A 22,820-nucleotide genomic window follows, 5' to 3' on the forward strand; every position below is an offset into this window, starting at 1 on the left:
CATCCTGCAACCTCGCACGAACGTCACGCCCAGTCGTCTTGGCGGGACACACGGCTTCTTTGTCCGCAGCGTGGCGAGGGGGGCGGCCTGTCTCAGCGCTCCCCTCGCCACTCGGCGATGAACTCCTCGTAGAGCCCCCTGAGGTAGGCCCCGCGCCCAGCCGCGAGGAGGCGTCCGGACTGCGTGTTCATGCCCTCGGCGAGCAGCAGGAGCTTGTCCTCGAAGTGCGCGATCGTGGTATCGCGGCGCTCCTCGCTCTCGTCCCAGAGGGCCCGCTTGTGCGCCCCGCCGAAGGCGAAGGCGCGACCCACGCCTATCGCGCCGATGGCGTCCAAGCGGTCGGCGTCACGTACGCAGGCCGCCTCGAGGCTGCTCGGGGGTTCCATCCCGTTGGTGGAGAAGGAGACCTCCCGTATGGCCTGGCAGACGCGGCGCCTCTCGTCCCCATCGACACCCTGGGCGTCCAGGAAGGAGGTCGCGTGATCCAGCGACGCGCACGTCTCGGGAAAGAGCTTATGGTCGTCCACATCATGCAGCAGCGCCGCGAGCCCGCAGATGCCAACGTCTGCCCCTTCGCTACGGGCGATGGCCGCGGCGGTGCGGCAGACGCGCAGGGCATGGTCCGCCCCATGGCCGGACGCCTCTCCTGCGAGGAGACCGTGCACGTACGCGGTGGCCGCCGCGATGGTCCCCTCGCCGATCACGCCCCGAGCCTCTCGGCCAGCAGCTTGTTGAAGAGCTTGGGATTGCCCGAGCCCTTCGATGCCTTCATGCACTGCCCAACCAGGTATCCCACAACCTTCTTGTTGCCGTCGCGGTACTGCTGGACCTGGTCGGCACAGCGCGCGAGGACCTCGTCCACGATGGGCTCGAGTGCGCCGGCGTCTGTCACCTGACGCATGCCGCGCTCATCCACCACGCTCTCCGGATCTGCATCCGTGCCGTTGACGGCCTCGAGCACCTCACGCGCCTGCGCAAAGGTGATGGCATCCTCGGCGAGAAGGCTGGCAATGCCTCTCACCTGCGCCGGTGCAAGCGCATCGAAGCTCGGCGCGAGGTTCACCATCACGTTGGCGACGGTGGACACGGCCTTGGCCGGCGCTCCTGCAAGGGATTCCTCGAAGAAGGTCGCGACCTTGGGATCTCCCGCCAGCTGGGCAGCGTCGGCCTGCTTGAGTCCGTAGTCGCGCATGTAGCGGTCTCGCTTGGCGTCAGGCAGCTCGGGGATCTTCTCGCGCGCCTCTTCGATGAAGTCGTCCGTGAGGTCGAAGGGCGCGAGGTCGGGGTCGGGGAAGAGACGGTAGTCATCGGCCGTCTCCTTCACGCGCATCACGACGGTGCGACGACGGCTGGGCTCCCAGTGACGCGTCTCCTGGTAGATGATGCCACCCTCTTCGAGTACCTCGGCCTGGCGGCAGATCTCGTACTCGAGCGCGTCGTGCAGGCTCTTGAACGAGTTGATGTTCTTCATCTCGGTCTTGGTGCCCAGGCGCGTCTCGCCGCGGCGGCGCAGGCTGATGTTGCCGTCGCAGCGCATGGAGCCGTTCTCCAGCGAGCAGTCGGAGATGCCCAGCGTCTTGAACGTCTGCTGCAGCTTCTCCATGAAGAGGCGGGCCTCCTCGGGCGTGCGCAGGTCGGGCTCGGTGACGAGCTCGATGAGGGGCGTGCCGCAGCGGTTGTAGTCGATAAGGGACTCAGTAGCAGCCGTGATGCGGCCCTCTTCGCCGCCTACGTGCACCATCTTGGCGGCGTCCTCCTCCATGTGGATGCGCAGGATGCGGATGGGCACCACGTAGGAGCCATCCTTCTCGCGCGCGATTGCGGTCGTGCCGTCGCCGGCCACGTCTTCCCATGCCGGACGCTCGGCCGCGCCCCCGCCAGAGACCTCAAGGTCGAGACGCCCGTGCATGCAGAAGGCGACGGGACCCTGCGTGGTCTGGAAGTTCTTGGCCATGTCGGGATAGAAGTAGTGCTTGCGATAGAACATCGAGTGGCGCATGATCTGGCAGTTTGTGGCCAGCCCCGCCATCACGATGGACTGGATGGCCGCGCGGTTGGGCACCGGCAGCGCGCCGGGCATGCCCAGGCACACGGGGCACACGTTGGTATTGGGCGGGTCATCGTGCGTGTTCTTGCAGTTGCAGAACATCTTGGTCTCGAGCGTAGTGAGCTCGGTGTGGACCTCAAGGCCAATCACGGCCTCCCAGTCCCCCAGGACCTCAGCGAGCCTCTTCATGCAAGCTCACCCCCCTTCCCAGCAAACTCGGGTGCGACAACGCCACGCGCCGAGAAGGACTTCTCGACGGCACGGGCAAAGCGCAGGAGCCTGCGGTCCGAGAAGGCAGGGCCCTGCAGCTGGACCGAGACGGGCAGCCGAGACTCGGCACCCAGACCCAGTGGCACCGAGATGCCGCCGTTGCCTGCGATGTTGTTCGAGATCGTGAACATGTCCGACGCGTACATCTGCGTGGGGTCGCTCATCTCGCCGAACTTGAAGGCGGCGCGCGGCGTGGCAGGCATGAGAATAACGTCGCACTGCCCGTAGGCGTGGCTGTAGTCCTGCGTGATGAGGGTGCGCACCTGCTGTGCCGGGTAGTAGTACTTGTCGTAGACGCCGCTGGAGAGAAGATACGCGCCAAGCATCTGGCGTCGCTTAGCCTCCTCGCCAAAGCCGTGGGCACGGCTCTTGGAGGTCTGCTCGGCCAGCGTGGTGCAGCCCTCCTCCTGGTAGCCATAGCGCACGCCGTCAAAGCGGGCGAGGTTGGAGAAGGCCTCGCACGGTGCGATCACGTAGTAGGCAGCGATTGCAGATTTGATGTTAGGCAGATCGACCTCGACGAGCTGGGCACCGGCGTCCTCGAGGGCCTTTGTCGCACCATCCACGGCCGCGCGGACCTCCGCCGCAAGGCCGGCGGCGTTCATGAGCGCAGACACCACGCCCACGCGCATGCCCTCAACGCCGTCCTCGAGGTGCTCGAGGAAGTCGACGGCGCAGGGCTGGCTCGTGGAGTCGTACGGGTCACGGCCGGCAGCCGTGAGCGCGTTCATGGCAAGCGCCACGTCTTCGACGGAGCGACCGAAGGGCCCAACCTGGTCAAGCGAAGAGCCGAACGCCACCACGCCGTAGCGGCTCACGGCACCGTACGTGGGCTTCATGCCCACTACGCCACAGAGGCTCGCCGGCTGGCGGATGGAGCCGCCCGTGTCGGAGCCAAGCGAGATGGTGACCTCACCGGCGGCGACCGCGGCCGCCGACCCGCCCGAAGAGCCGCCCGGAACGCGGTCGGTATCCCAGGGGTTGTTCGTGCGGTGGAAGGCCGAGGACTCCGTGGACGAGCCAAATGCGAACTCGTCCATGTTGGCCTTACCCATGGGCGTGGCACCCGCGTCAAGCATGCGCTGGACGCAGGTGGCGGTAAAGGTGGATTCGTAGTTCTCGAGCATCTTGGAGGCGCAGGTCGTGCGCGTGCCCACGAGATGCATGTTGTCCTTGAAGGCAACCGGCACGCCAGCGAGTGGGCCGAGCTTCTCGCCTGACGTACGACGGCGGTCCGTCTCGGCGGCGACCGCGAGGGCAAGGTCTGACGAGACCTGCAGGAATGCCTGGACCTTGTCGTCACGCGACTCGATGGCGTCGAGGGAGGCCTTGGCAACCTCGGTTGCGCTAAACTCCCCTGCCGCCACGCCCGCGGCAATGCGCGCGGCAGAGAGCTGGTCGATGTTGGCCATCAGGCAAGACCTCCCTCGTCCTCGTCGGTACCCAGGATTGAGGGCACGCGGAAGTGGTGGTCGCGCGTGGAGCCGGCGTTCTCGAGCGCCACGTCGACGGGCAGGGCGCGGACGGAGTCGTCGATGACGTCCTCACCCATCACGTTTGAGAGGTCGCCGATGGGGTGGAAGGTGGGATCGACCCCATCGAGGTCGTACTGGCGGATGGGCTCGAGAAGGTCGACCGCCTCGTTCATGTAGGCGGTCATCTCGTCGAGTTCCTCGTCCGTGAGGGCGATGCGCGCGTAGTCCGCGATACCCTGCACGTCTTCCCTGCTTAGTGGCATAGGCCCTCCTGTCTGGAGCTGTTTCACCTCGACCATTTTACGGGACAAGGACAGGCCGGGGGCGCCACATTACCAAGGCGCAACACGACAGGGCGAGAAGGGCTTGGGCAACCGGGGGCGAAAGGCGGCTCTCGGCACGAGGCAAACCCGTGTCCGCCGGCGATTGTGTGACGGTTCGTCACAGGTTCGCATCCGAATGTGTGACCCGCGCAGGACGTCACACATTCGTCGACGTTCGTGTTGCGAACCGTCACACATTCGAAGCCAGCACGGCCGAGAGCCGGCGGCGGCGCCGGGAAGCCGAAGCTTACGAAAGCGTAAGACGCCCGTAAGTTCACTCGATGGCACCAAAAGCCACCTCGCGGGATTATAGGGTCAACGAAAAGCAACGACCACAGCGTCGCGTCGGAAGGAGCACACCATGAACGTTCTCGAGCACATCGCCTTTATCGCCATCGTTTGCGTACTGAGCCTCATCGTTATCATCGGCGACGGTGGCAAGAGCAACCGGCGCCCCCTCGGCCGTCGCCGCCGCTAGCACCCGAAACCGCCGCGCACCGCGGCCTCCCAACCAGCCCACCTTCCTCCTGCGGGGAGAGAGACGCCATGTCCCTCTCCCCGCCCCCTTGTTTACGCAACCTCCTCGAACTGCGACTGGTACAGCTGCGCGTAGAAGCCGCCTGCCGCAAGAAGCTCCTCGTGCGTGCCCTTCTCGACAATGTCGCCATCCCTAAGCACCAGGATCGCATCGGCGTTGCGAATGGTCGAGAGCCGGTGCGCAATCACAAAGCTCGTGCGGCCGTCCATGAGCTTGTCCATGGCACGCTGGATGCGCCACTCGGTGCGCGTGTCCACGTTCGAGGTGGCCTCATCCAGAATGAGAATCGGCCGATCCGCAAGCACCGCGCGCGCAATGGTGAGCAGCTGACGCTGTCCCTGGCTTATGTTTGTGGCACCCTCGTCCAGCTCAAAGTCGTAGCCGTCCGGCAACGTCTTGATGAAGTGCTCGCAGTGCGCGTAGCGCGCGGCAGCCTCCACCTCCTCGTCGGTGGCATCGAGGCGACCGAAGCGGATGTTCTCGCGTATGGAGCCCTTAAAGAGCCACGCATCCTGAAGGACCATCGAGAAGTTCTGCCGCAGGTCGGCTCGCTCAACGTTGCGCACGTTGTGGCCGTCCACGCGCAGCGCTCCCCCATCCACGTCATAGAAGCGCAGCAGAAGCTTCATGAGCGTGGTCTTTCCGGCACCGGTTGGCCCCACAATGGCCACCGTGCGGCCAGGCTCAACGTTTGCCGTAAAGTCGTGGATGATCGTCTGCCCAGGCAGATAGCCAAAGGACACGTGATCGAAGTCCACGGCACCAGCAGCGTGGCCAATGGCCTCGGCCGCAGCCCCCGTAACGGGGTCGACCGCAGCCGTCTCTTCCTCCTCGGGCGCGTCGAGAAACTCAAAGACGCGCTCGGCACAGGCGGCCATCTGCTGCAGCACGTTCGAGACCGTTGCCAGCTGCGTGATGGGCTGCGTGAAGTTCCTCACGTATTGGATGAACGACTGGATGTCGCCCGGCTGGATGGAGCCGGTCACGGCAAGGCCCGCGCCCACAACGACAACGCCCACGTAGCCCATGTTGCCCACGAGGTTCATGAGCGGCTGCATGAGACCCGAGAGAAACTGGCTCTTCCACGCGCTCTCGTACAGGCGGTCGTTCTCCTCCCCAAAGCCTTCCACGGCGCGCTCGCCGCGGTTGAAGGCCTGGATGACCACCTGTCCCGAGAAGTCCTCCTCGACGCGTCCGTTCACGATGCCGAGCTGCTCCTGCTGCAGGCGGAAGTACTTCTGCGACCTGCGGATAAGCACGCCCAGGATGAGTGCCGAGACCGGCAGCGTCACAAAGGTCACGCCCGCAAGCGGAGCCGAGATCGCAAGCATCATGATGGCCACGCCCACCACCTGCGTGATGGAGGTCACCAGTTGGATGAGGCCCTGGTTAAGTGACTGGCTCAGCGTGTCTACGTCGTTGGTCATGCGCGAGAGCACGTCACCCTTCGAGATGGCCTTCCCGTCAAAATACGAGAGGGGCACCTTCGAAATCTTGTCGGCTATCTCTCCGCGCATCCGGTAGACGACCTTCTGCGTGATCCCTGTCATGATCCAGCTCTGGATTCCCGATGCGGCCGCGCTTGCCAGATAGATGGCGAGAAGCGTCACCAGGATCTGCCCGACGAGGGCAAAGTCGATGCCGCCCGTCCCCGCTGCCGCAGCCTGGACGCCGAGAATGACCTCAGTCGTGGCGTTGCCCAGGACCTTTGGCCCCACCACCGAGAACACCACCGACGCCATGGCGAGAAGCACTGCCGCCACAAGGCCCACACGGTAGGGCCCCATGTAGCGCAGGAGCTTAGCAATGGTGCCCTTGAAGTCCTTGGCCTTCTCGCCAGGTGCCATGCGAGCCCCCGGCCCGTGGGAATGCATCGGGCGTCTGGGCTGCTCCGTTCTCCCCGCCATGCTACTCGCCCTCCTCAAGGCCAAGCTCCCTGTCGCTGAGCTGGCTCTTCGCAATCTCCAGGTACTCGGGGCAGCTGCGCAGGAGCTCCTCATGCGTGCCCTTGCCCACCACGTGCCCGTCATCGAGCACGATGATCTGGTCGGCACCCATCACGGTGGCTATGCGTTGCGCCACCACCAGCACGGCCGTGTCCGCCTGCTCGCGCGCAAGCGCCTGACGCAGCCGCGCGTCGGTGGCGTAGTCCAGCGCTGAGAAGGAATCGTCCAGCACCAGCACCTCGGGGTGAATCGCAAGCGCACGGGCTATGGCCAGGCGCTGGCGCTGCCCGCCCGATACGTTGGTACCGCCTTGCGCGATGACTGTGTTGAGCCCCTCTTCCCTCTGCACCACAAGCTTTGTGGCCTGTGCCACGTCTACAGCGTGGAGCAGGTCCTTCTCGCCAGCGTCCTCTGCACCGAAGGCAACGTTCGAGCCGATGGTGCCCGAGAAGAGAAATCCCTGCTGGGGCACATAGCCCACGCGAGAGCGAAGGTCGGCCAGGGCCATCTGACGTGTGTCCACCCCGTCGAGCGTGATGGTGCCAGCCGTGGGGTCGTAGAGGCGCGGCACCAGCTGCACGAGCGTCGACTTGCCCGATCCCGTGGAGCCCACGATTGCCGTCACCTTGCCGGGTGCGGTCGTGAGGCTGACGTCACTCACCACATCGCCCTCGGCGTCGGGATAGCGAAAGCTCACGTGGTCAAAGGCCAAGCGACCTCGCGGGGCATCCGGCGCCACCGAGACGGGCCGCCGCTCGGGCTCGCTCACCGCAGGGGTCACGTCCAAGACCTCCTGCACGCGGCCAACGGAGACCTCGGCACGTGGCAAGACTACGGCCACCATCGAGACAATGAGGAAGCTCATCACGATCATCATGGCGTAGCTGATGAAGGCCATCATGTCACCCGCCTGCAAGGTGCCGGCCGCAACGCCGTGTGAGCCAAACCACACGATGGCGACGGTGGTCACGTTCATCACGAGCATCATGAGCGGCATCATGAGCGTCATGGCACGGTTCACGAAGAGCTGCGCATCCCTCAGGTCGCCGGACGCACCGTCAAAGCGCAAGAGCTCGTGGTCCTGCCGACCAAAGGCGCGGATGGTCATAATGCCGTCGAGCATCTCTCGCGCGAGGAGGTTCACGCGGTCTACCAGCGACTGCATGACCTTGAAGCGCGGCATGGTAAGCGTGAAGAGGACCACCACGATGCCCAGCACGGCGAGAAGCGCAGCGCCCACGATCCACGCAAGCCCGCCGCCCATGGTCATGACCTGCACCACGGCAACAACACCCATGACCGGTGCAAACATCACCATGCGAAGCATGATCACGATCATGTTCTGAATCTGCTGCACGTCGTTGGTGCAGCGCGTGATGAGCGACGACTGCGAGAAGCGATTGACCTCCGCAGGAGAGAGGGACATCACTTTTTGGAACACGTCCCGGCGCAGGTCGCGCGCCACGGCAGCCGCAACCCTAGACGCAATGAGCCCCGAGAGCACGGCGGCCACGAGCGACCCACCGCAGAAGCCAAGCATCACGAGCGCCATGTGCCCCAGGTAGGCGGTGTTTCCCGCCTCGGCGCCAACCACGCCCACGTTCACGATGTCGGACATGTAGCGTGGAAGCGAGAGCTCGCAGAGCGCCTGGGCGAGAAGAAGCGCGAATACCGCCACAACCTCGCCCACATGCCCGCGAAGAAGCCTAACGAGCCTCATCTGCGCCATCTCCTCCCAGGGGGCAGCCGCCCACATATCCCGTTTGTGCGTGCGCCGAGACGATCTCTGCAATCCGGGTAGAGATGCGCACCAGCTCGCGCGCGTCCTTCTCGCCCAGCTCGCGCAAGATTTGCTCAAGGTAGCCGTTGATCCTCTTGCTGCGTTGCGCGATCTCGGTCTCGCCGGCCTCGGTGAGGCGCACAGTCACGCTGCGACGGTCCTTGGGGCTTGGACGCCGCTCCACAAGCCCTCGCCCCTCGAGCTGATCGATTGTCTTGGTGATGCGCGCCGTCGACACCTGGCACGCGCGCGCCAAGACCGTTGGGGTCACTCCCTCGGGATGGTGGTGAAGCACATGTAGGGCGTTTATCTCGCCGCGCATCTCCATGTCTTTGGGATGCGAGCCATGACCAGCCTTGAGGCCGTGCATCGAGTCCATGAGCTGCTGGGCCAGTCCGGACCAGCTTGTCTCGTCCCCCCTTGCCACGCCTTGCTCCTCTCTCCGTATAATTAATGCCGTTAGCTAGCTTGGTGATAGTACCCTGCCGCGCGAGTATCGCTAACGGCATGAGCGATATGGCCGTGTGGTTCATGATTCCTACATCTATTAATGGGGCTAGCAAACTTTGGCATGAGGATGATGGCCCAGGTAGCGCAGGCTACGTTAGTGCCTTGGGCCTTCTCCGCCTCGCCGCGTGAGCAGGAAGAACACGAGCGCCAGCAGCGCAACAATAACCGACGCCGCAAAGAGCGTACCCTGCACCCCAAGCACATCTGCCACCAGCGGAGCCACGAGCAGAGGCAGGGTGCCCGCGCTGTTGGTGCCCACGTTCATGACGGCAGTCACGCGGCCTACGCACGAGATGTCGCAGCTGTGCTGCAGAACCGTGTCTTTCACAGGGCGCATGGCGCCAAAGCCCAGGCCGGTCACAAGCTGTCCCACAACGGCAATGGCAACGTTGGCCGTTCCCACATAGATCATGGAGCCCACACCCGTCACCAGGAGCAACGCGGCGATGGTCCCCAGCGTGAGGCGCTTCGTCGAGACGCGCAGCACCAGAAGCGATCCTGCCGTAGCACCAACCCCCGCGCAGGCCGAGAGCCACCCCATCCAATCGCCTGTCACCTGCAGCACGTCACGGTAGAAGAGCGACTCAAGCGAGTCGAAGGCTCCGTATGCAAAGAACCCCAGGAAGTAGAGGAGGAACAGCGTGCGCAGGGTATCATGCGAGAAGGTCACGCGAAAGCCCTCGACGAGCTGGTGCCAGAAGCCCTCGCGCGCTGCGGCCTTCTCGCCAGCCGCGTTGCCTGCGCGCTGCTTGCCCCTGGCCTCAGGCTCCTCCGGCGTCACCCAGGCAAGCGCGGCGGCGAGCAGCGCCGCCACCGGAATCGTGGCAAAGCTCGCTTGGTTCGTAGCAACCACGGTGGCGGCACCGCCAATGAGTGGCCCGGCAATAACGGCAACCGAGACCGCTGTGCCACACAGGCTGTTCATGCGCTTGAGCTCGCGTGGGCGACTGGTGAGGAAGCGTGGGTAGGCGCTCACCGCCGTGCTGCAAAAGCCGTCGGCCAGGCCCTCGAGCATCGAAACGGCAGCGAGCGTGGGATAGCTCAATGGCATGAGCAGGGCAAAAACGCCGATGAGTGCCATGCCTGCGAGCGATGCCGTCAGCGTGAGGCGAGGCCCCATGCGGTCTGTGACAACGCCCGCAAGTGCGCCGCCTATCACAAGCGTGACGTTGATCAGCACGACCAGGGCCGAGACCGCAAGGGCGTCGGCCCCAAGCTCGTAGGTGGCACAGCCGATTACCCCCACAAAGTACGTAGCCGTGAAGCACACGACGAGCAGGAAGTTTGCAAGGACGAGGCGGGCCGTGGGCGTGAAAAGAGCGCGCCGAGCAGGGCGAGAGAACAAAGGCATGGCGATTCTCCAGGAATTTGGCGGCGAGAAGGACGTTGCCCAGCGACGGGCGGGTGACGCATCGCTACTTAGCGAGCTCTCCTCCTGCGACTCCTGCCATGAATGCCTCCTTGGTTCACCAACGTTCGCACGAGATGTTACACGCACGCGGGCGACCGCGCAAGGCTGTTGCCTTCGCTCATGGGCCCAGAGACATGCCTCGTCTAATTGAAGATAGATAGCCAAACCCTTCTCTTACGGGTTCGGCTCTCCTTACGGGTTCGGCTCTCCGCGTAGATGCCCACGAGCGCCCGTAGTACGTCGACCATGGCCTCCAGCTCGCGGACCGGAACAACTCGGTCACGCTATGCGCGTTATGGCAGCAGGCCGAGAGGTTCGCGCACGGCAGGCCGCGAAAGGAGAGCTGCGCCCCGTCGGTGCCGCCGCGCATGGGGACTGCTCGCATGGTGACGCCACACGCAGCATATGCCCGCTGCGCGGACTCGATGAGGTGCGCATTCTCGGGACGAGTGATGACCTCGGCCATGTTGCGGTACTGGTCGCGGATGTCGATGGTGAGAACCGGCTGGCCGCTTTCTACGGACGGACGCAGCGCGTACTCCTCGTCCACCTGCACCACGGACGAGCGGAGCAGGTCCTTTCTCGCCTCGAAGCGGATGCGGTCGTGGTCGCGAATGATGTAATCCGCGCGGGCGTCCTTGCAGTTGCCCTCAATGCGCTCCAGGTAGAAGAAGCCCTCGCGGCCCTGCGTGAACTCCGGCCGGTCTTGGGGCGGAATGAGCTGATGCACGCGGAGCAGCGCTTCGGAGGCGTTCACCATCCCTTCGCAGTGCCGGTGTGGACAGAGCGCCCGTTTGCCCGGATTACTGCCTCGGCGGCGTTGAACATCTCGCAGCAGAACTCGCCAAGCGGGCCGGCGTCGATGGTGTAACCGTAGGCGGCACCCAGTGCGTCGAGGTCGAGCAGTGCTGCACCGTGGCCAATCTCCTCGTCCGGGACAAACGCAAGGCCGAGCGCTGGGTGTGGGATGGAGGGGTTCTCGGCAAGGCGCGCAAGAAGCGAGACGACCATGGCCACGGCGGCCTTGTCGTCTCCGCCGAGAAGCGATGTGCCGTCCGAGGTCACGAGGTCCTCACCGACAAGGTCCACGAGCTCCGGGTTTGAGGCGGGGTCGAGCATGACCTCCGCGCCGTCGCGGCCGCGCCCCAGAACCAGGCGACCACCCTCGTAGCGCTTGACCTGCGGGTGCGCAGGGCTGCCATAGGTCTGCCAGGCGGTGTCGAGGTGGCAGCAGAACGCAAGCGTGGAGCACTTCTCGGCACCGGCGCTTGCAGGCCAGTGGGCCGTGACGTAGGCGTGCTCGTCGAGCGTGACATCTTGGGCGCCAACGGCGCGCAGGTCAGCGGCAACGACGTGCGCCATGTCGAACTGAGCCGAGGTCGAGGGCACCGTCATCGCGGTGCGCGGGTCTGATGCGGGGGAACCTCGCAGTACCTCACAAGTCTCTCAAGCACGCCACTTGTCGCCCTGCATCCCATGCGGTAGGGCCTCTCCCCTTGCGTTATACGGTGGGCGCACGGCTGCCGCAGCCGTGCGGCCCCCTTCCCGGGTGACTACCCTAGCGCAACGGGGCAGACGACGAAGGCGGGCGCGGGGCTTCCTGGCAGCTGAGGGGCTTTGACGTACGATTTCGCCGTTTAGCCACCCCTAACCGTCGAGAATTCACGAGATAAAAATGGTCACGTAAAGTTTCGACGGTTAGGGGTGGCTAAACGTCCGCGAAATTCTTAAACGTCGAGAAATCACGAGAGAGACCAGCAGAAGCGCGCTGCGACACCGGATTCGTGCCGCAGCGCCGATCGCCGGAGGGCGACTTCCTACGCCCCTCTCACCTAAAATGCCCCCTGCACAATAGGAATTTGTGAAACCGCCGAGAAAACTCCCCCATCGCACTTGCCTTCTATTTCCTACAAACTAGTATGAATTAGGTCGTGAGGGGTACTCTGCGAGTAGGTCGTCGGGGATTTCTCTGCAACCAGCTCGCCCAGAGCACCGTCCCCATGACCAAAATCGCGTGCGCCGGCCCGCCGGCACGAGCGCGGAGAGGAAAACCTGCGCCGGCAGCCCCCCGGCCGCCTGCGCATTCGAGCTAGGAGAACAACATGGCAGACACGCTTCTCGACGTGAGCGGCATCTCCGCAGGCACGGAGGACAAACCCATCCTCCACAACGTCGATCTCAAGGTTGGCGCAGGCGAGACCCACGTCCTCATGGGCCCCAACGGCGCCGGCAAGTCAACGCTCGGGCATGTCATCATGGGCGACCCCACCTATAAGGTCACCTCCGGCACCATCTCCTTCGACGGCCAGGACATCACCGACCTCTCGCCCGACAAGCGCTCGCTCGCCGGCATCTTCCTGTCCTACCAGGCCCCCGTCGAGGTCCCCGGCGTGCCCCTCTACAGCTTCCTGCGCTCCATCTCGCAGATGCGCCCCGAGCTCAAGTGCACCGCGCGCGAGTTCCGCCGTCGCGTGGGCGCCATCGCCGACGGGCTCGACCTCGACCAGAGCTTCCTCATGCGCGAGCTCAACGTGGGCTTCTCGGGCGGCGAGAAGAAGAAGATCGAGATGCTCCAGCTCCTTCTCCTCCAGCCCAAGCTCGCCATCCTGGACGAGACGGACTCGGGCCTCGACGTCGATGCCCTGACCACGGTCTCCCGCGGCATCCAGCGCTATCGCGAGACCGTGGGCGGCGCGCTCATCATGATCACGCACAACACGCGGATCCTTGAGCGCCTCTCCGTTGACCGCACGCACGTGATGGTCAAGGGCGGCCTCGTGGCCGAGGGTTCCGCAAGCCTCATCGACGACATCGACAAGAATGGCTTCGAGCGCTTCGAGCGCCAGCCCCAGGACGAGGGTGATGCAAGGTGACGAGGGAGAGAACGCAGGTCGAAGACGTCGACCGCTCCCTCTACGACTTCACCAAGTCCGAGGAGGGATACGAGCGCTATGCCGACGGCCTCACGCCGGACATCGTACGTGCGATCTCGGCCAAGAAGGACGAGCCCCAGTGGATGCTTGACCTGCGTCTGAAGGCGCTTGACGAGTACCACAACCGTCCCATGGCCACCAACTGGGGCCCCTCGATTGCAGGGCTTGACCTCGACCACATCTCGACATACGTCTCGCCCAAGACCAAGCAGGTCTCGAGCTGGGACGACGTGCCGGCAGACATCAAGGACACCTTCGAGCGCCTGGGCATCCCCGAGGCGGAGCGCGAGTCGCTCGCCGGCGTGGGCGCCCAGTACGACTCCGAGATCGTCTACCACAACATGCGCGAGGAGGTCGCCAAGCGGGGCGTGGTCTACACCACGATCGAGGACGCGCTCCACGACCCCACCTGGGAGCCCGTGGTGCACCAGTACTTTGGCACCCTCATCCCCATGACCGACCACAAGTTTGCGGCACTCCACTACGCCGTGTGGTCCGGCGGCTCCTTTGTCTACGTGCCCGAGGGCGTCTCGCTTGACTACCCGCTGCAGAGCTACTTCCGCCTGAACGCCCAGGGCGCAGGCCAGTTCGAGCACACGCTCATCGTCGTCGAGCCCGGTGCCAGCCTGCACTTCATCGAGGGTTGCTCGGCACCCAAGTACTACGCGGCAAACCTCCATGCCGGCGCCGTGGAGCTCTTCGTGAAGGACGGCGCACGCCTGCGCTACTCCACGATCGAGAACTGGTCCAAGAACATGTACAACCTCAACACCAAGCGCGCCACCGTGGGCGCAGACTCCAAGATGGAGTGGGTCTCGGGCAGCTTCGGCAGCCACGTCTCCTACCTCTACCCCACCACGATCCTCGCAGGCGACCGCTCGAGCTGCGAGTTCACGGGCATCACCTTCGCCGGCGCCACGCAGGACCTCGACACCGGCTGCAAGGTCATTCTCAACGGCCGTGACACCACGGCATCGGTGAGCACCAAGTCCATCTCCAAGGACGGTGGCATCAACACCTTCAGAAGCTCGGTCGTCGTGGGTCGCCATGCGGACAACGCGCGGTGCACCGTGAGCTGCCAGTCGCTGATGCTCGACAACATCAGCCGCTCCGACACCATCCCCGCGATGGACGTGCGCAACCCAACCGCGTCCGTGGGCCACGAGGCCACCATCGGTCGCATCTCCGACGACACGATCCTCTACCTCATGAGCCGCGGCTGCTCCGAGCAGGAGGCCCGCACGCTCGTGGTCAACGGCTTTGCAAACCCGGTCTCGAAGGAACTCCCCATGGAGTATGCCGTCGAGATGAACAACCTCATCAAACTCGAGATGGAAGGGGCGATTGGCTGATGGCAGACGAGAACACCACCGTCGTGCTCGACCGCGTGAACGAGCCCCCCGCTCAGACGTGGAACCGCCTGCGCGCCAATGGCATCACGCTCACAGTGCCCAAGCTCTCGCGCGAGGGCGACGTGTACTTTGCGCTTCCCAAGCTCTTCTCGCAGCTGGAGTGCGGCATGGGCGAGAAGGTCACCGACTGGGTCATCTCGCAAGCCGCCGACGCTCGTTACGTCGAGGTTCCCGCGCACACCGTGCGTACCGAGCCAATAGTGGTGACCATCGACACCGACAAGGGCGAGGTCGCCGACACGGGCGTCATGGTGCGTGCCGGTGCCACGGTCTCTATCGTGGTGGCCGCTGGCGGCACCGATGCGGCAGCTGCAACCTCGGCATCGCTTCTGCGCGTGATTGCGGAGGAGGGCACGCACGTCACAATCACCGAGGTTGTGGGCATCGGTTCCTCTCAGCAGCACCTCGAGAGCGTAGGCGTGGACGCCGATGACGACGCCCACATCGAGGTTCGCCAATACGCGCTGGGCGGCGGCACCGTGACGTTTGGCACGGCCGTGTCCCTCTCCGGGGACCGTGCCCGCACGAACGTCTCCCTGCGCTACTTTGCCAACGGCAAGGACCATCTGGACGTGAACCACGTGGTGCGCCAGCGTGGCAAGGACACCATTGCCCACGTGCGCGAGCACGGCATCCTGGACGACGCAGCCGAGAAGGCCCTGCGCGCCACCATCGACCTCGTCCACGGCGCGCGCGGCTCAAAGGGTGACGAGGCCGAAAGCGTGCTGGTCTTCGGCGATGACGTGGTTAACAAGACCCTCCCCGTCATCCTCTGCGACGAGGACGACGTCCAGGGCAACCACGGCGCCACCATCGGCACCGTTGGCCCCGAGCAGATGGACTACCTTGCCGACCGTGGCCTTTCCCGCAAGGACGCAGAGGACCTCTTCGTGCGCGCCCTCTTCGAGGATGCCATCATCAACGCACCCGAGAAGCACGCCCACGACGTCGCGGTACGCCAGGCCGAACGCGTGTTGGGCACAGAGGTTGCGCACGACTTCGACGAGAGCGCCCAGCTCGCCGCAGACGAGGGGGAGTGAGGTCGCCGATGCTTACGCAAGACGAGCTCGCATCCATCGAGCAGAGCCCTTACAAGGCAGACTTCCCGCTGCTTGCCACTAACCCGGGCCTGGCCTTTCTCGACAGCGCCGCCACTGCGCAGCGCCCTGCCGCGGTCCTCGACGCGCAGCGCCGCTTCTACGAGACCATGAACGCCAACCCGCTCCGTGGCCTCTACAGGCTCTCCGTTGAAGCCACCGAGGCCATCGCCCAGACGCGCGGCAAGGTTGCCGCATTTTTGGGTGCGGTTGACGAGAGCGGCAAGCCCTGTGGCAACCAGGTCGTCTTCACAAGGAATACCAGCGAGTCCTTGAACCTCGTGGCACATGCGCTTGGCCGCCAGGTGCTCAAGCCCGGAGACGACGTGGTCATCTCCATCATGGAGCACCACTCGAACCTGATCCCCTGGCAGCGAGTCTGTCGCGAGACCGGTGCCAACCTGGTCTACCTGCGCATGGATGAGAACTACCGCATCACGCCCGAGGAGGTTGCCGCCAAGGTTGGCCCGCATGCCAAGATCGTCTCGGTAACGCAGGTCTCAAACGTCCTGGGCGTTGAGAACGACATCCCCATGATTGCGAGGCGTGCCCACGAGATGGGTGCCTACATGGTGGCCGATGGCGCGCAGTCCGTGCCGCACGTGCGCGTCAACGTGCGCGAGCTTGGCTGCGACCTTCTCGCCTTCTCGGCGCACAAGATGGGTGGCCCCATGGGGATAGGCGTCCTTTGGGGCACCTCTGAGGTGCTCGATGCCATGCCACCCTTCCTGACCGGCGGAGAGATGATCGACTCCGTGACCGAGACGGATGCCGTCTGGGCGCCCGTCCCGCAGAAGTTCGAGGCCGGCACGCAGGACGCCGCTGGCGCATATGCCTTTGGGGCTGACCTGGACTACCTCAACGAGAAGGGCTTTGACGCCCTCGAGGCACGCGAGCGTCTTCTCGCCCGCTACCTCACGGAATCACTTGCTGCCCTCCCCTACGTGGACGTTATTGGTCCCGCCGAGGGAGAGCGCCATGTGGGCTCCGTCGCCTTCAACGTGCGCGGCATTCACCCGCACGACGTGGCGTCGATTCTCGACATGGGCAACGTCTGCATACGTGCCGGCCACCATTGTGCACAGCCGCTTCTCGCCTACCTGGGCGTGGAGAATGGTGCCACCTGCCGTGCGAGCATTGCCTTCTACAACGACAAGTCCGATGTCGACGCGCTTGTCGACGGACTGGGGAGGGTCTGGGAGGTCTTCCATGGACGTGACTAGTCTCTACAACGCCGAATTCATGGACCATGTGGCCCATCCCGACTACAAGTACCAGATGGAGGACCCCACCTGCACACACGAGGGCGTGAACCCCTCCTGCGGAGACGAACTCAGGTTCTCAGTGCGTCTGGCGGGCAACGGAACCATCGAGGAGGCCGCGTTCACAGGCCACGGCTGTGCCATCAGCCAGGCCTCGGCCGACATCATGAGCGACCTCATGGTGGGACGGACCCCCGAGGAGGCCATTCGACTTTGCGACCTCTTCGAGCGCATGGTGCGCGGTGAGGTCACCGACGAGGTCGAGCTTGCCCCACTCGAGGACGCCGGGATGCTCAAGGACATCTCGCACATGCCCGCGCGCGTGAAGTGCGCCGAGCTTGCCTGGCGCACGCTCAAGGAGATGCTTGAGGGCCGCAAGGACGCCGAAGCCGCACCGGCGACCGACGCCACCGACAAGGACGAGAAGGGAGCCTAGCCATGGCCGGGATGTTCTCGACAAAGGGTATGTACGCCCTGCGCGCGATGGCCGATCTCGCATCCCACGAGGGGTGGGTTTCCCTGGGTGACGTCTCGAAGCGGCAGAACATCTCGCGCAAGTACCTTGAGCAGGTCATCTCCCTCATGCACAAGGCGGGCTACGTGGAGAGCCAGCGCGGCAAGGGCGGCGGATACCGCCTCACGCGCAAGCCTGAGGAATACACGCTGGGAGAGCTCCTGCGTGCAGCTGAGGGATCGCTCGCGCCGGTGGCATGCCTGCAGTGCACCAACGACACGTTCTGCTCGCAGATGGACACCTGCACCACCGTGGGCGTCTGGCGTGACCTCGGTCGCGTCACCTCGGCCTACCTTGACAGCAAGACCTTGGCCGACCTCCTCGAGCCCGACGAGGGGGACGAGGGCGCTGCTCGCCTCGGCCGCAACCCGGATGACGAGACAAGCGAATAGCGATGTGCCGTGACACCACAACGCCCCCCACAACCCACATCAACCCCTGCGTGCGTCACAGACCGAAGGGCATACCACTGACAGGGGTCTTCTGCTATCTTACGTGCAATTACGGATGGTACGAACGAGCCTGTTTTCGTGGCAGTTTCTATTCAATTGGCGCACGGTAGAAGTTCCCGAAGAAGCTCTCCGTGCGAAAAACATTGACCACTGCGCCGCCATCGTACAGTCGGACAAGCTGCATTACATCATCAACCTCATAGGACGACACAACAGTATTGATGAGCCAGTAGCGCTGCTTGCTTCGTCCACCCATGACCTCCATCACCGAGGAGCCATGCTTGTGTGCTTTGTTGTAAGCCTCAAGAACCGGCTTTGGGCGTTGTGTGATGATTTGAAGGGTCACGCGATCGTAACGATGGTAAAACGTCTCAATCGTCTTAGTTGAGATGAACTGAAAAATGATCGAGTAGGCCGCTGGCTCCCAACCAAACATGGCACCGAATATTACGAGTACCGCACAATTCCCTGTGAATACGAACCCCCAGATTGACCTGCCCGTTTTATTGGACACCATGAGTGAAATGAAGTCTGTGCCCGCAGTGCTCGCACCACCGCGAAGTGCCACGGCAATAGAGAGACCGTAGAGGAATCCCCCAAAAACCACCTGCAGCATCAGGTTATCCAAGATGGGTCGGAAAGTGAACAGGCGCAGGAAGAGCGAAGCCAAGCAAACCTGAGCCATCGAAAACACTACAAAGCGTCGGGAGATGCTCTTCCAGCTGAGCAGCGCAACAGGAATGTTCAGCACCACCATTCCAGCGAAGGTAGGAAAAGTAAGCCCGAAGAGAGCGGCAACTCGGTCTATGAGAATGGCCACGCCCGTAAAGCCGCTCGACAACAGATTTGCCGGGTTCACAAAAGCCTGTATCGTATATGATTGGATTAATGCCGAAAGTACCACTGAAGCAAGCGTCTTGCACCGCCGAGCGGCCGTATACCTTCGAAGGTTTCGCAGACGCTCTATCTCCATTTTGAGGTCAAACTTGATCTCCGGAAAGACAACTGGGGGCGTCTGGCAACCCTGCCCGGAGGCAGGGTTGCCCTCCATGGCCTTAAGCTGACCCAACACTGCGGCCTGTTTTGCCAAACGCTCCTCGCGTGCCCGTAGCACAGCGTTTGTGCTTGAAATCCTGCACTGTGCTACAGCTCTTTCACGAAGTTCCTTTAACATGGAACACTCCTTGTCAAAGCCCTTAGAAGCATGCCTCTCGTCTGAGTGACGAAATGTCATTCCCGCACGTCAGACCTTGCGCTACGAGACACATGTTCTTGAGAGCTTGATTGAGTCCCATGCCCCCCTTCTTAGGTGTCCTCACAATGGTCACCTTGTCACGATAGCGAGCGATGGTCTCCTTATTCTCCTCGCTCATGGCGGCAAGGGCATGCACCTTCCCAGCAGCTTCAAGATCGGCTGCCACACGACCCGCCATCTCGGCATACTCAGCATAGTCGAAGGCGGGACCGCACATGACAACGTCGGGATTAATCTTGTGGCACATCGCTACAAGCTTTCGAGCAACTTCATCCGGGTCTGCCTCATACGTGCCCCACCCGCAGCAGAGCGTTGCCACTACTCGACCATCCACCTGGTGGAGCGGGCCCTCCATCATGACAGCCGGTCCAACTGGCTCCTTGAGGATGCCAAGGGGCAGATCGCGGTCATCCTTAGCTCCCAGACCAGACTGGATTTGATCGTAAAACATAACGATTTTCATGATTGCTCCCCTTCTTTGCTCCTTATGCAGCAAAGCCCAAGTTTATTTGGAGCTAACTAGCCCTCATATCCCGCTCCCCCACGTTGGGGGCTGGCACTTTCTCCGTATGCGCAACGAGCCTGACCTCAGTTCCACCAATGAAATCGTGGACGCAGCGATGGTCGTGACGGCAAAGGATAAGCGCACAGCTCACCGCTGTAAGGGCGAATCCGCCATACATAAGAGGGTGGACCAAGTTCACTTGCAGGGCGATTGTAGCCATTTGATGCCAGACAGAGCTCGCATTGGCGATAACGCCGGACAGCAGAAAAACGCCAACGACCTCGCGCAGCACTAGGTGCCACAAATCCACAGGAGAGCCGTCAACCATTTCGATGCGAATCCGACAGAGACGCTTGCCGGGCGTCTGGCCCCGCCAAACCAGCATCGGAATCGCTAGGTAATAGAGGCAGGAGAAGAGCAGGGCCAAGGCACCTGCGACCATACCCCATGGAGCTGGGAAGTCGACAAGGCGTTGGTTTGCCATATCACCCATTACCCGCTGCGCAATGATGCTGATGGGCAGCGCAGCACAGAGCGAGCCGAGATACCAGTCGATTAGATATGCAAGAAACCTTCGAGACACCGGGGCAGGGCTATCCTCCCGCGCGTCCTGCGCCCCCGCAAACTCCGCAATCGTGATGTTAGGCCCAAGCTTGCGCTGGCCCGTCGTAGAGCACTTTTTCTTCTTTCCACGCCTCTCCGAGCTCATTGGCTTTCCCATCCCACGTTTCGTCCCGCGGCCAGCCCCTATTGAGACAGCAGGTAGAGACTTAGTGCGTAAATCTTTGCATTCGTGATGATGTCCGCTACGTCCATCCATTCGTTTGGTTGGTGCCCAATCCCCTTTTGGCCGGGAAATGACGGCCCGAAGGGCACGACATTGGGCATGAATTTGGCGTATGTGCCCCCCGTGGTCGTTACAGGGGAACCATCCAGTCCGGTAACCCGCTCGTAAGCGAGAGTGAGCGTGCGTACCAAACGGCAGTCCTTCTCAAAGCATACCGGGTCATAGTTTCCCATCACTTGGAAGTCAAACCCCTGCCTTCTGGCCACGGCACCCAATCGCTCTTCAAGTTGATTGGCGGTGACGCCCGCAGGATAGCTGACAGAGAACTCAACCGCAGGCATGCCTTCCTCAAAGACCAGGCGATAGTTTCTCAACTCAGTGACGCCAAACTCCGGGTCTGAGTAGTCAATGCCAAAGCGCTCGCCATTCGGCTTGGCATTCAAAACGTATTCATTCATGAAAGAGAAGAGGCGTTGTAGCGGCTCCCCCTCCTCTGTTTCGGCGGCACAGGCCGTCAGACGCACGCCCAGCCGCCCACGCTCAGCATAGACAACTGGATACTTGCAATCGGGCGTAAAGCCCATCTCTGGCGCGGGTTCGTGCCTCAGGTAGTATCGAAGGTCATTGAAGCCCGTCTCCTCATTACAGCCAAAGATGATTCGCACTTCTCGACGTGGGGAAAGGCCCAGTCGCTTCAGCGCCCAGAGCGCATAGAGGCAAGAGTATATGGGGCCCTTGTTGTCAAGCACGCCTCGACCCGTGATTCTCCCAGCCGTGAGATCTGCGCTATATGGCGGCACCTTCCAACCCGAGGTGCCCTCGGGTACCACGTCCAAGTGGCCCACGGCACACACGTAGCCTGGCAACACCGGCTCACCAGTCGCGCCAGAAGTGGGCTTCCAGCTCGCATAGCCCATATAGCCATCCAAATCCACTGTCGAAAAGCCCAGCGATCGGCTGCGATCGAGTGTCTGGTCGAGTGCCGCATGCACGCCGGGCCCAAAGGGCGCACCCGGTACAGCGTCCTCCCGAACGCTCCTTTGGCGCACGACGGCACGAATGGCCTCAACCATCTCATCCGACACCTTGTCGACCTCCGCAAGGATACGCCGCTCCAAGTTGGGGCCGAGTGCATATGGCTCCTGTTGATTTGCTGCAACGTCGTCAACGGATTCCATCGCTCCTCCTAAAGCCGTGATGGCAAGGCTAGTCCAAAGGCGACATGCGCGAACGCATGTACTCATCCTGCCAGGCCTGGCTCGCTATCTCATGGGTGCATCTCCCGTCCTGGCGCGGATGCACAAGGTACACGCAAGCGGCATCTTCTTTGGTCTGCACCACGAAGGAAAAGCCCTCAATATTGCTCGCCGCGCCCCAACGGCCCCGAGAGTCCATGGCCACGAAGGACATATCGCCCGCATGTCCACGACGGGCCTTGAGCTTCTCGGTAAAGATGCCTATGGCCTGCTCACAAGCGCGCTGGGGATGCAAGCCGTTACCCATGAGTCGGACGATCTCGTAACCAACGCAACCCTTCATTACGTCCTCGCCCAAGCCTGTTGAGGCGGCGGCCCCCACGGCGGAATCCGCGTAGAAGCCCGCCCCCGGAATGGGGGAATCGCCCACGCGACCGGGGCGTTTCATGAAAAGCCCGCTCGTTGAGGTGGCAGCGGCCATGGAGCCTGTGGCGTCCAAGCACACCACGCCCACGGTGTCGTGGCCGCAGGGGCTAGTGCCCTCTTGGTCAATGCCCACTCGCGACGGGACGGTGTCCGATACTGCCCCCTGTACGACGCCGCGAGCCCTCTCCTCAATGGCTTCGGGCTCCCCCAGACAATGGGCATCCTGAGAGAGACGCCCCCCTTCCTCGGCAACCCGACGAGCATAGAGCTTCTTGGCGCGATCAGTGAGCATGTTCTTGCGCTCGAAGCCCGCCCGATCGGCAAACTTCTCTGCACCCGCACCCACTAGAAAGTTGTTTGCGTCACCTGTGGAAAGCGCACGAGCAACACATATGGGGTTTGAAAAGTTCTTGAGCGCGGCCACAGCGCCGAACTCAAGGGTGTCCCCATTCATAAACGCCGCATCGAGTTCGACCTCCATCTCCTCGTTAGGCAGGCCTCCGTAACCGACCGACTTATAGTACGGAAAGTCCTCGACATCACGGATGGCGAGCTCAACGGCATCGCCTGCGAGCCCACCCTGCCCAAGCACGCCACTCGCTCTTTCAATGCCCTCAAGGGCCATACGCCAAGTTGCGATGATTCCCCACATAAGGTACTCTCCCAGCCGCTTACAGCGCC

At 63.0% G+C, this 22,820-nt stretch carries 21 protein-coding genes; 6 read left to right on the top strand and 15 right to left on the bottom strand.

Translation table 11 applies throughout. The features are described 5' to 3' along the window. Positions 1-92 precede the first annotated feature (92 nt). The 10 genes from ACO59D_RS02285 to ACO59D_RS02330 all read right to left on the bottom strand — a co-directional run bounded on the left by ACO59D_RS02285 (position 93) and on the right by ACO59D_RS02330 (position 11,695). Positions 93-704 (bottom strand): HD domain-containing protein, encoded by a 612-nt coding sequence (locus tag ACO59D_RS02285; RefSeq protein ID WP_485125603.1) that lies wholly within the window; start codon positions 702-704, stop codon positions 93-95. Further along, positions 701-2,236 carry an Asp-tRNA(Asn)/Glu-tRNA(Gln) amidotransferase subunit GatB gene (gatB, locus tag ACO59D_RS02290; RefSeq protein WP_130812571.1) on the bottom strand — a complete coding sequence of 512 codons (1,536 nt, stop codon included), beginning with the start codon at positions 2,234-2,236 and terminating at the stop codon, positions 701-703. The genes ACO59D_RS02285 and gatB overlap by 4 nt, the downstream gene beginning before the upstream one ends. Further along, a complete protein-coding gene (gene gatA, locus ACO59D_RS02295) occupies positions 2,233-3,729 on the bottom strand; it encodes an Asp-tRNA(Asn)/Glu-tRNA(Gln) amidotransferase subunit GatA (RefSeq protein ID WP_485125604.1) in 1,497 nt (498 codons plus the stop codon). Before gatA ends, gatB begins: the two co-directional genes overlap by 4 nt. Then, on the bottom strand, positions 3,729-4,055 hold the full coding sequence (gene gatC, locus ACO59D_RS02300) for an Asp-tRNA(Asn)/Glu-tRNA(Gln) amidotransferase subunit GatC (RefSeq protein ID WP_130812573.1): 327 nt from the start codon (positions 4,053-4,055) through the stop codon (positions 3,729-3,731). Before gatC ends, gatA begins: the two co-directional genes overlap by 1 nt. 630 nt (positions 4,056-4,685) lie before the next feature. Further along, positions 4,686-6,500, bottom strand: coding sequence for an ABC transporter ATP-binding protein (locus tag ACO59D_RS02305; protein ID WP_485125605.1), 1,815 nt, complete (start codon positions 6,498-6,500; stop codon positions 4,686-4,688). 61 nt (positions 6,501-6,561) lie between these two features. After that, positions 6,562-8,319, bottom strand: coding sequence for an ABC transporter ATP-binding protein (locus ACO59D_RS02310; RefSeq protein WP_485125606.1), 1,758 nt, complete (start codon positions 8,317-8,319; stop codon positions 6,562-6,564). Further along, positions 8,306-8,806 (bottom strand): MarR family winged helix-turn-helix transcriptional regulator, encoded by a 501-nt coding sequence (locus tag ACO59D_RS02315; RefSeq protein WP_130812576.1) that lies wholly within the window; start codon positions 8,804-8,806, stop codon positions 8,306-8,308. Before ACO59D_RS02315 ends, ACO59D_RS02310 begins: the two co-directional genes overlap by 14 nt. Before the next feature lie 177 nt (positions 8,807-8,983). After that, on the bottom strand, positions 8,984-10,240 hold the full coding sequence (locus ACO59D_RS02320; RefSeq protein WP_485125607.1) for an MFS transporter: 1,257 nt from the start codon (positions 10,238-10,240) through the stop codon (positions 8,984-8,986). 178 nt (positions 10,241-10,418) lie between these two features. Further along, the gene (locus tag ACO59D_RS02325) at positions 10,419-11,060 is read right to left on the bottom strand and encodes a zinc-binding metallopeptidase family protein (protein WP_485125608.1); all 642 of its coding nucleotides are present in this window, start codon (positions 11,058-11,060) and stop codon (positions 10,419-10,421) included. Further along, positions 11,054-11,695, bottom strand: coding sequence for a zinc-binding metallopeptidase family protein (locus tag ACO59D_RS02330; RefSeq protein WP_485125609.1), 642 nt, complete (start codon positions 11,693-11,695; stop codon positions 11,054-11,056). The genes ACO59D_RS02325 and ACO59D_RS02330 overlap by 7 nt, the downstream gene beginning before the upstream one ends. Positions 11,696-12,402: 707 nt before the next feature. Here ACO59D_RS02330 and sufC point away from each other — a divergent pair. From sufC to ACO59D_RS02360, 6 genes are read left to right on the top strand one after another with little or no spacing between them, the layout of a single operon-like run. Then, entirely contained in the window at positions 12,403-13,173 is a 771-nt protein-coding gene (sufC, locus tag ACO59D_RS02335) for a Fe-S cluster assembly ATPase SufC (protein ID WP_130812578.1), read from the top strand. Beyond that, positions 13,170-14,585 (top strand): Fe-S cluster assembly protein SufB, encoded by a 1,416-nt coding sequence (gene sufB / locus ACO59D_RS02340; protein ID WP_485125610.1) that lies wholly within the window; start codon positions 13,170-13,172, stop codon positions 14,583-14,585. Before sufC ends, sufB begins: the two co-directional genes overlap by 4 nt. Further along, a complete protein-coding gene (locus tag ACO59D_RS02345; protein WP_485125611.1) occupies positions 14,585-15,685 on the top strand; it encodes a SufB/SufD family protein in 1,101 nt (366 codons plus the stop codon). Before sufB ends, ACO59D_RS02345 begins: the two co-directional genes overlap by 1 nt. 8 nt (positions 15,686-15,693) lie before the next feature. Further along, a complete protein-coding gene (locus tag ACO59D_RS02350) occupies positions 15,694-16,965 on the top strand; it encodes an aminotransferase class V-fold PLP-dependent enzyme (RefSeq protein WP_130812581.1) in 1,272 nt (423 codons plus the stop codon). Next, positions 16,952-17,440, top strand: coding sequence for a Fe-S cluster assembly sulfur transfer protein SufU (gene sufU / locus ACO59D_RS02355; protein WP_485125612.1), 489 nt, complete (start codon positions 16,952-16,954; stop codon positions 17,438-17,440). Before ACO59D_RS02350 ends, sufU begins: the two co-directional genes overlap by 14 nt. Positions 17,441-17,442: 2 nt before the next feature. After that, positions 17,443-17,910: an RrF2 family transcriptional regulator gene (locus tag ACO59D_RS02360; RefSeq protein WP_485125613.1), complete on the top strand. Its 468-nt coding sequence runs from the start codon at positions 17,443-17,445 to the stop codon at positions 17,908-17,910. Positions 17,911-18,058: 148 nt separating this feature from the next. Here the strand turns inward: ACO59D_RS02360 and ACO59D_RS02365 are convergent, their stop codons facing one another. From ACO59D_RS02365 to ACO59D_RS02385, 5 genes are read right to left on the bottom strand one after another with little or no spacing between them, the layout of a single operon-like run. Then, entirely contained in the window at positions 18,059-19,144 is a 1,086-nt protein-coding gene (locus tag ACO59D_RS02365) for a YitT family protein (RefSeq protein ID WP_485125614.1), read from the bottom strand. 22 nt (positions 19,145-19,166) lie between these two features. Then, a complete protein-coding gene (locus ACO59D_RS02370) occupies positions 19,167-19,688 on the bottom strand; it encodes a GrdB-related putative oxidoreductase (protein WP_130812585.1) in 522 nt (173 codons plus the stop codon). A gap of 52 nt (positions 19,689-19,740) precedes the next feature. After that, complete coding sequence (locus ACO59D_RS02375; protein WP_485125615.1) at positions 19,741-20,439, bottom strand: RDD family protein; 699 nt, start codon at positions 20,437-20,439, stop codon at positions 19,741-19,743. 38 nt (positions 20,440-20,477) lie between these two features. Next, positions 20,478-21,695, bottom strand: a complete 1,218-nt coding sequence (locus ACO59D_RS02380; protein ID WP_485125616.1) for a M20/M25/M40 family metallo-hydrolase — start codon at positions 21,693-21,695, stop codon at positions 20,478-20,480. 28 nt (positions 21,696-21,723) lie between these two features. After that, positions 21,724-22,791, bottom strand: a complete 1,068-nt coding sequence (locus ACO59D_RS02385) for a glycosylasparaginase (protein WP_485125617.1) — start codon at positions 22,789-22,791, stop codon at positions 21,724-21,726. Positions 22,792-22,820: the final 29 nt, after the last annotated feature.

Source organism: Tractidigestivibacter sp. (assembly GCF_057241865.1).

Coding starts and splice junctions, on each gene's coding strand:
- ACO59D_RS02345 (WP_485125611.1), top strand. CDS start 14,585: ATGGCAGACGAGAACACCACCGTCGTGCTCGACCGCGTGAACGAGCCC.
- ACO59D_RS02310 (WP_485125606.1), bottom strand. CDS start 8,319: ATGAGGCTCGTTAGGCTTCTTCGCGGGCATGTGGGCGAGGTTGTGGCG.
- gatB (WP_130812571.1), bottom strand. CDS start 2,236: ATGAAGAGGCTCGCTGAGGTCCTGGGGGACTGGGAGGCCGTGATTGGC.
- ACO59D_RS02330 (WP_485125609.1), bottom strand. CDS start 11,695: ATGACGGTGCCCTCGACCTCGGCTCAGTTCGACATGGCGCACGTCGTT.
- ACO59D_RS02320 (WP_485125607.1), bottom strand. CDS start 10,240: ATGCCTTTGTTCTCTCGCCCTGCTCGGCGCGCTCTTTTCACGCCCACG.
- ACO59D_RS02380 (WP_485125616.1), bottom strand. CDS start 21,695: ATGGAATCCGTTGACGACGTTGCAGCAAATCAACAGGAGCCATATGCA.
- gatA (WP_485125604.1), bottom strand. CDS start 3,729: ATGGCCAACATCGACCAGCTCTCTGCCGCGCGCATTGCCGCGGGCGTG.
- ACO59D_RS02325 (WP_485125608.1), bottom strand. CDS start 11,060: ATGGTGAACGCCTCCGAAGCGCTGCTCCGCGTGCATCAGCTCATTCCG.
- ACO59D_RS02365 (WP_485125614.1), bottom strand. CDS start 19,144: ATGTTAAAGGAACTTCGTGAAAGAGCTGTAGCACAGTGCAGGATTTCA.
- ACO59D_RS02350 (WP_130812581.1), top strand. CDS start 15,694: ATGCTTACGCAAGACGAGCTCGCATCCATCGAGCAGAGCCCTTACAAG.
- ACO59D_RS02385 (WP_485125617.1), bottom strand. CDS start 22,791: ATGTGGGGAATCATCGCAACTTGGCGTATGGCCCTTGAGGGCATTGAA.
- ACO59D_RS02305 (WP_485125605.1), bottom strand. CDS start 6,500: ATGGCACCTGGCGAGAAGGCCAAGGACTTCAAGGGCACCATTGCTAAG.
- sufC (WP_130812578.1), top strand. CDS start 12,403: ATGGCAGACACGCTTCTCGACGTGAGCGGCATCTCCGCAGGCACGGAG.
- ACO59D_RS02375 (WP_485125615.1), bottom strand. CDS start 20,439: ATGAGCTCGGAGAGGCGTGGAAAGAAGAAAAAGTGCTCTACGACGGGC.
- ACO59D_RS02370 (WP_130812585.1), bottom strand. CDS start 19,688: ATGAAAATCGTTATGTTTTACGATCAAATCCAGTCTGGTCTGGGAGCT.
- gatC (WP_130812573.1), bottom strand. CDS start 4,055: ATGCCACTAAGCAGGGAAGACGTGCAGGGTATCGCGGACTACGCGCGC.
- sufU (WP_485125612.1), top strand. CDS start 16,952: ATGGACGTGACTAGTCTCTACAACGCCGAATTCATGGACCATGTGGCC.
- ACO59D_RS02360 (WP_485125613.1), top strand. CDS start 17,443: ATGGCCGGGATGTTCTCGACAAAGGGTATGTACGCCCTGCGCGCGATG.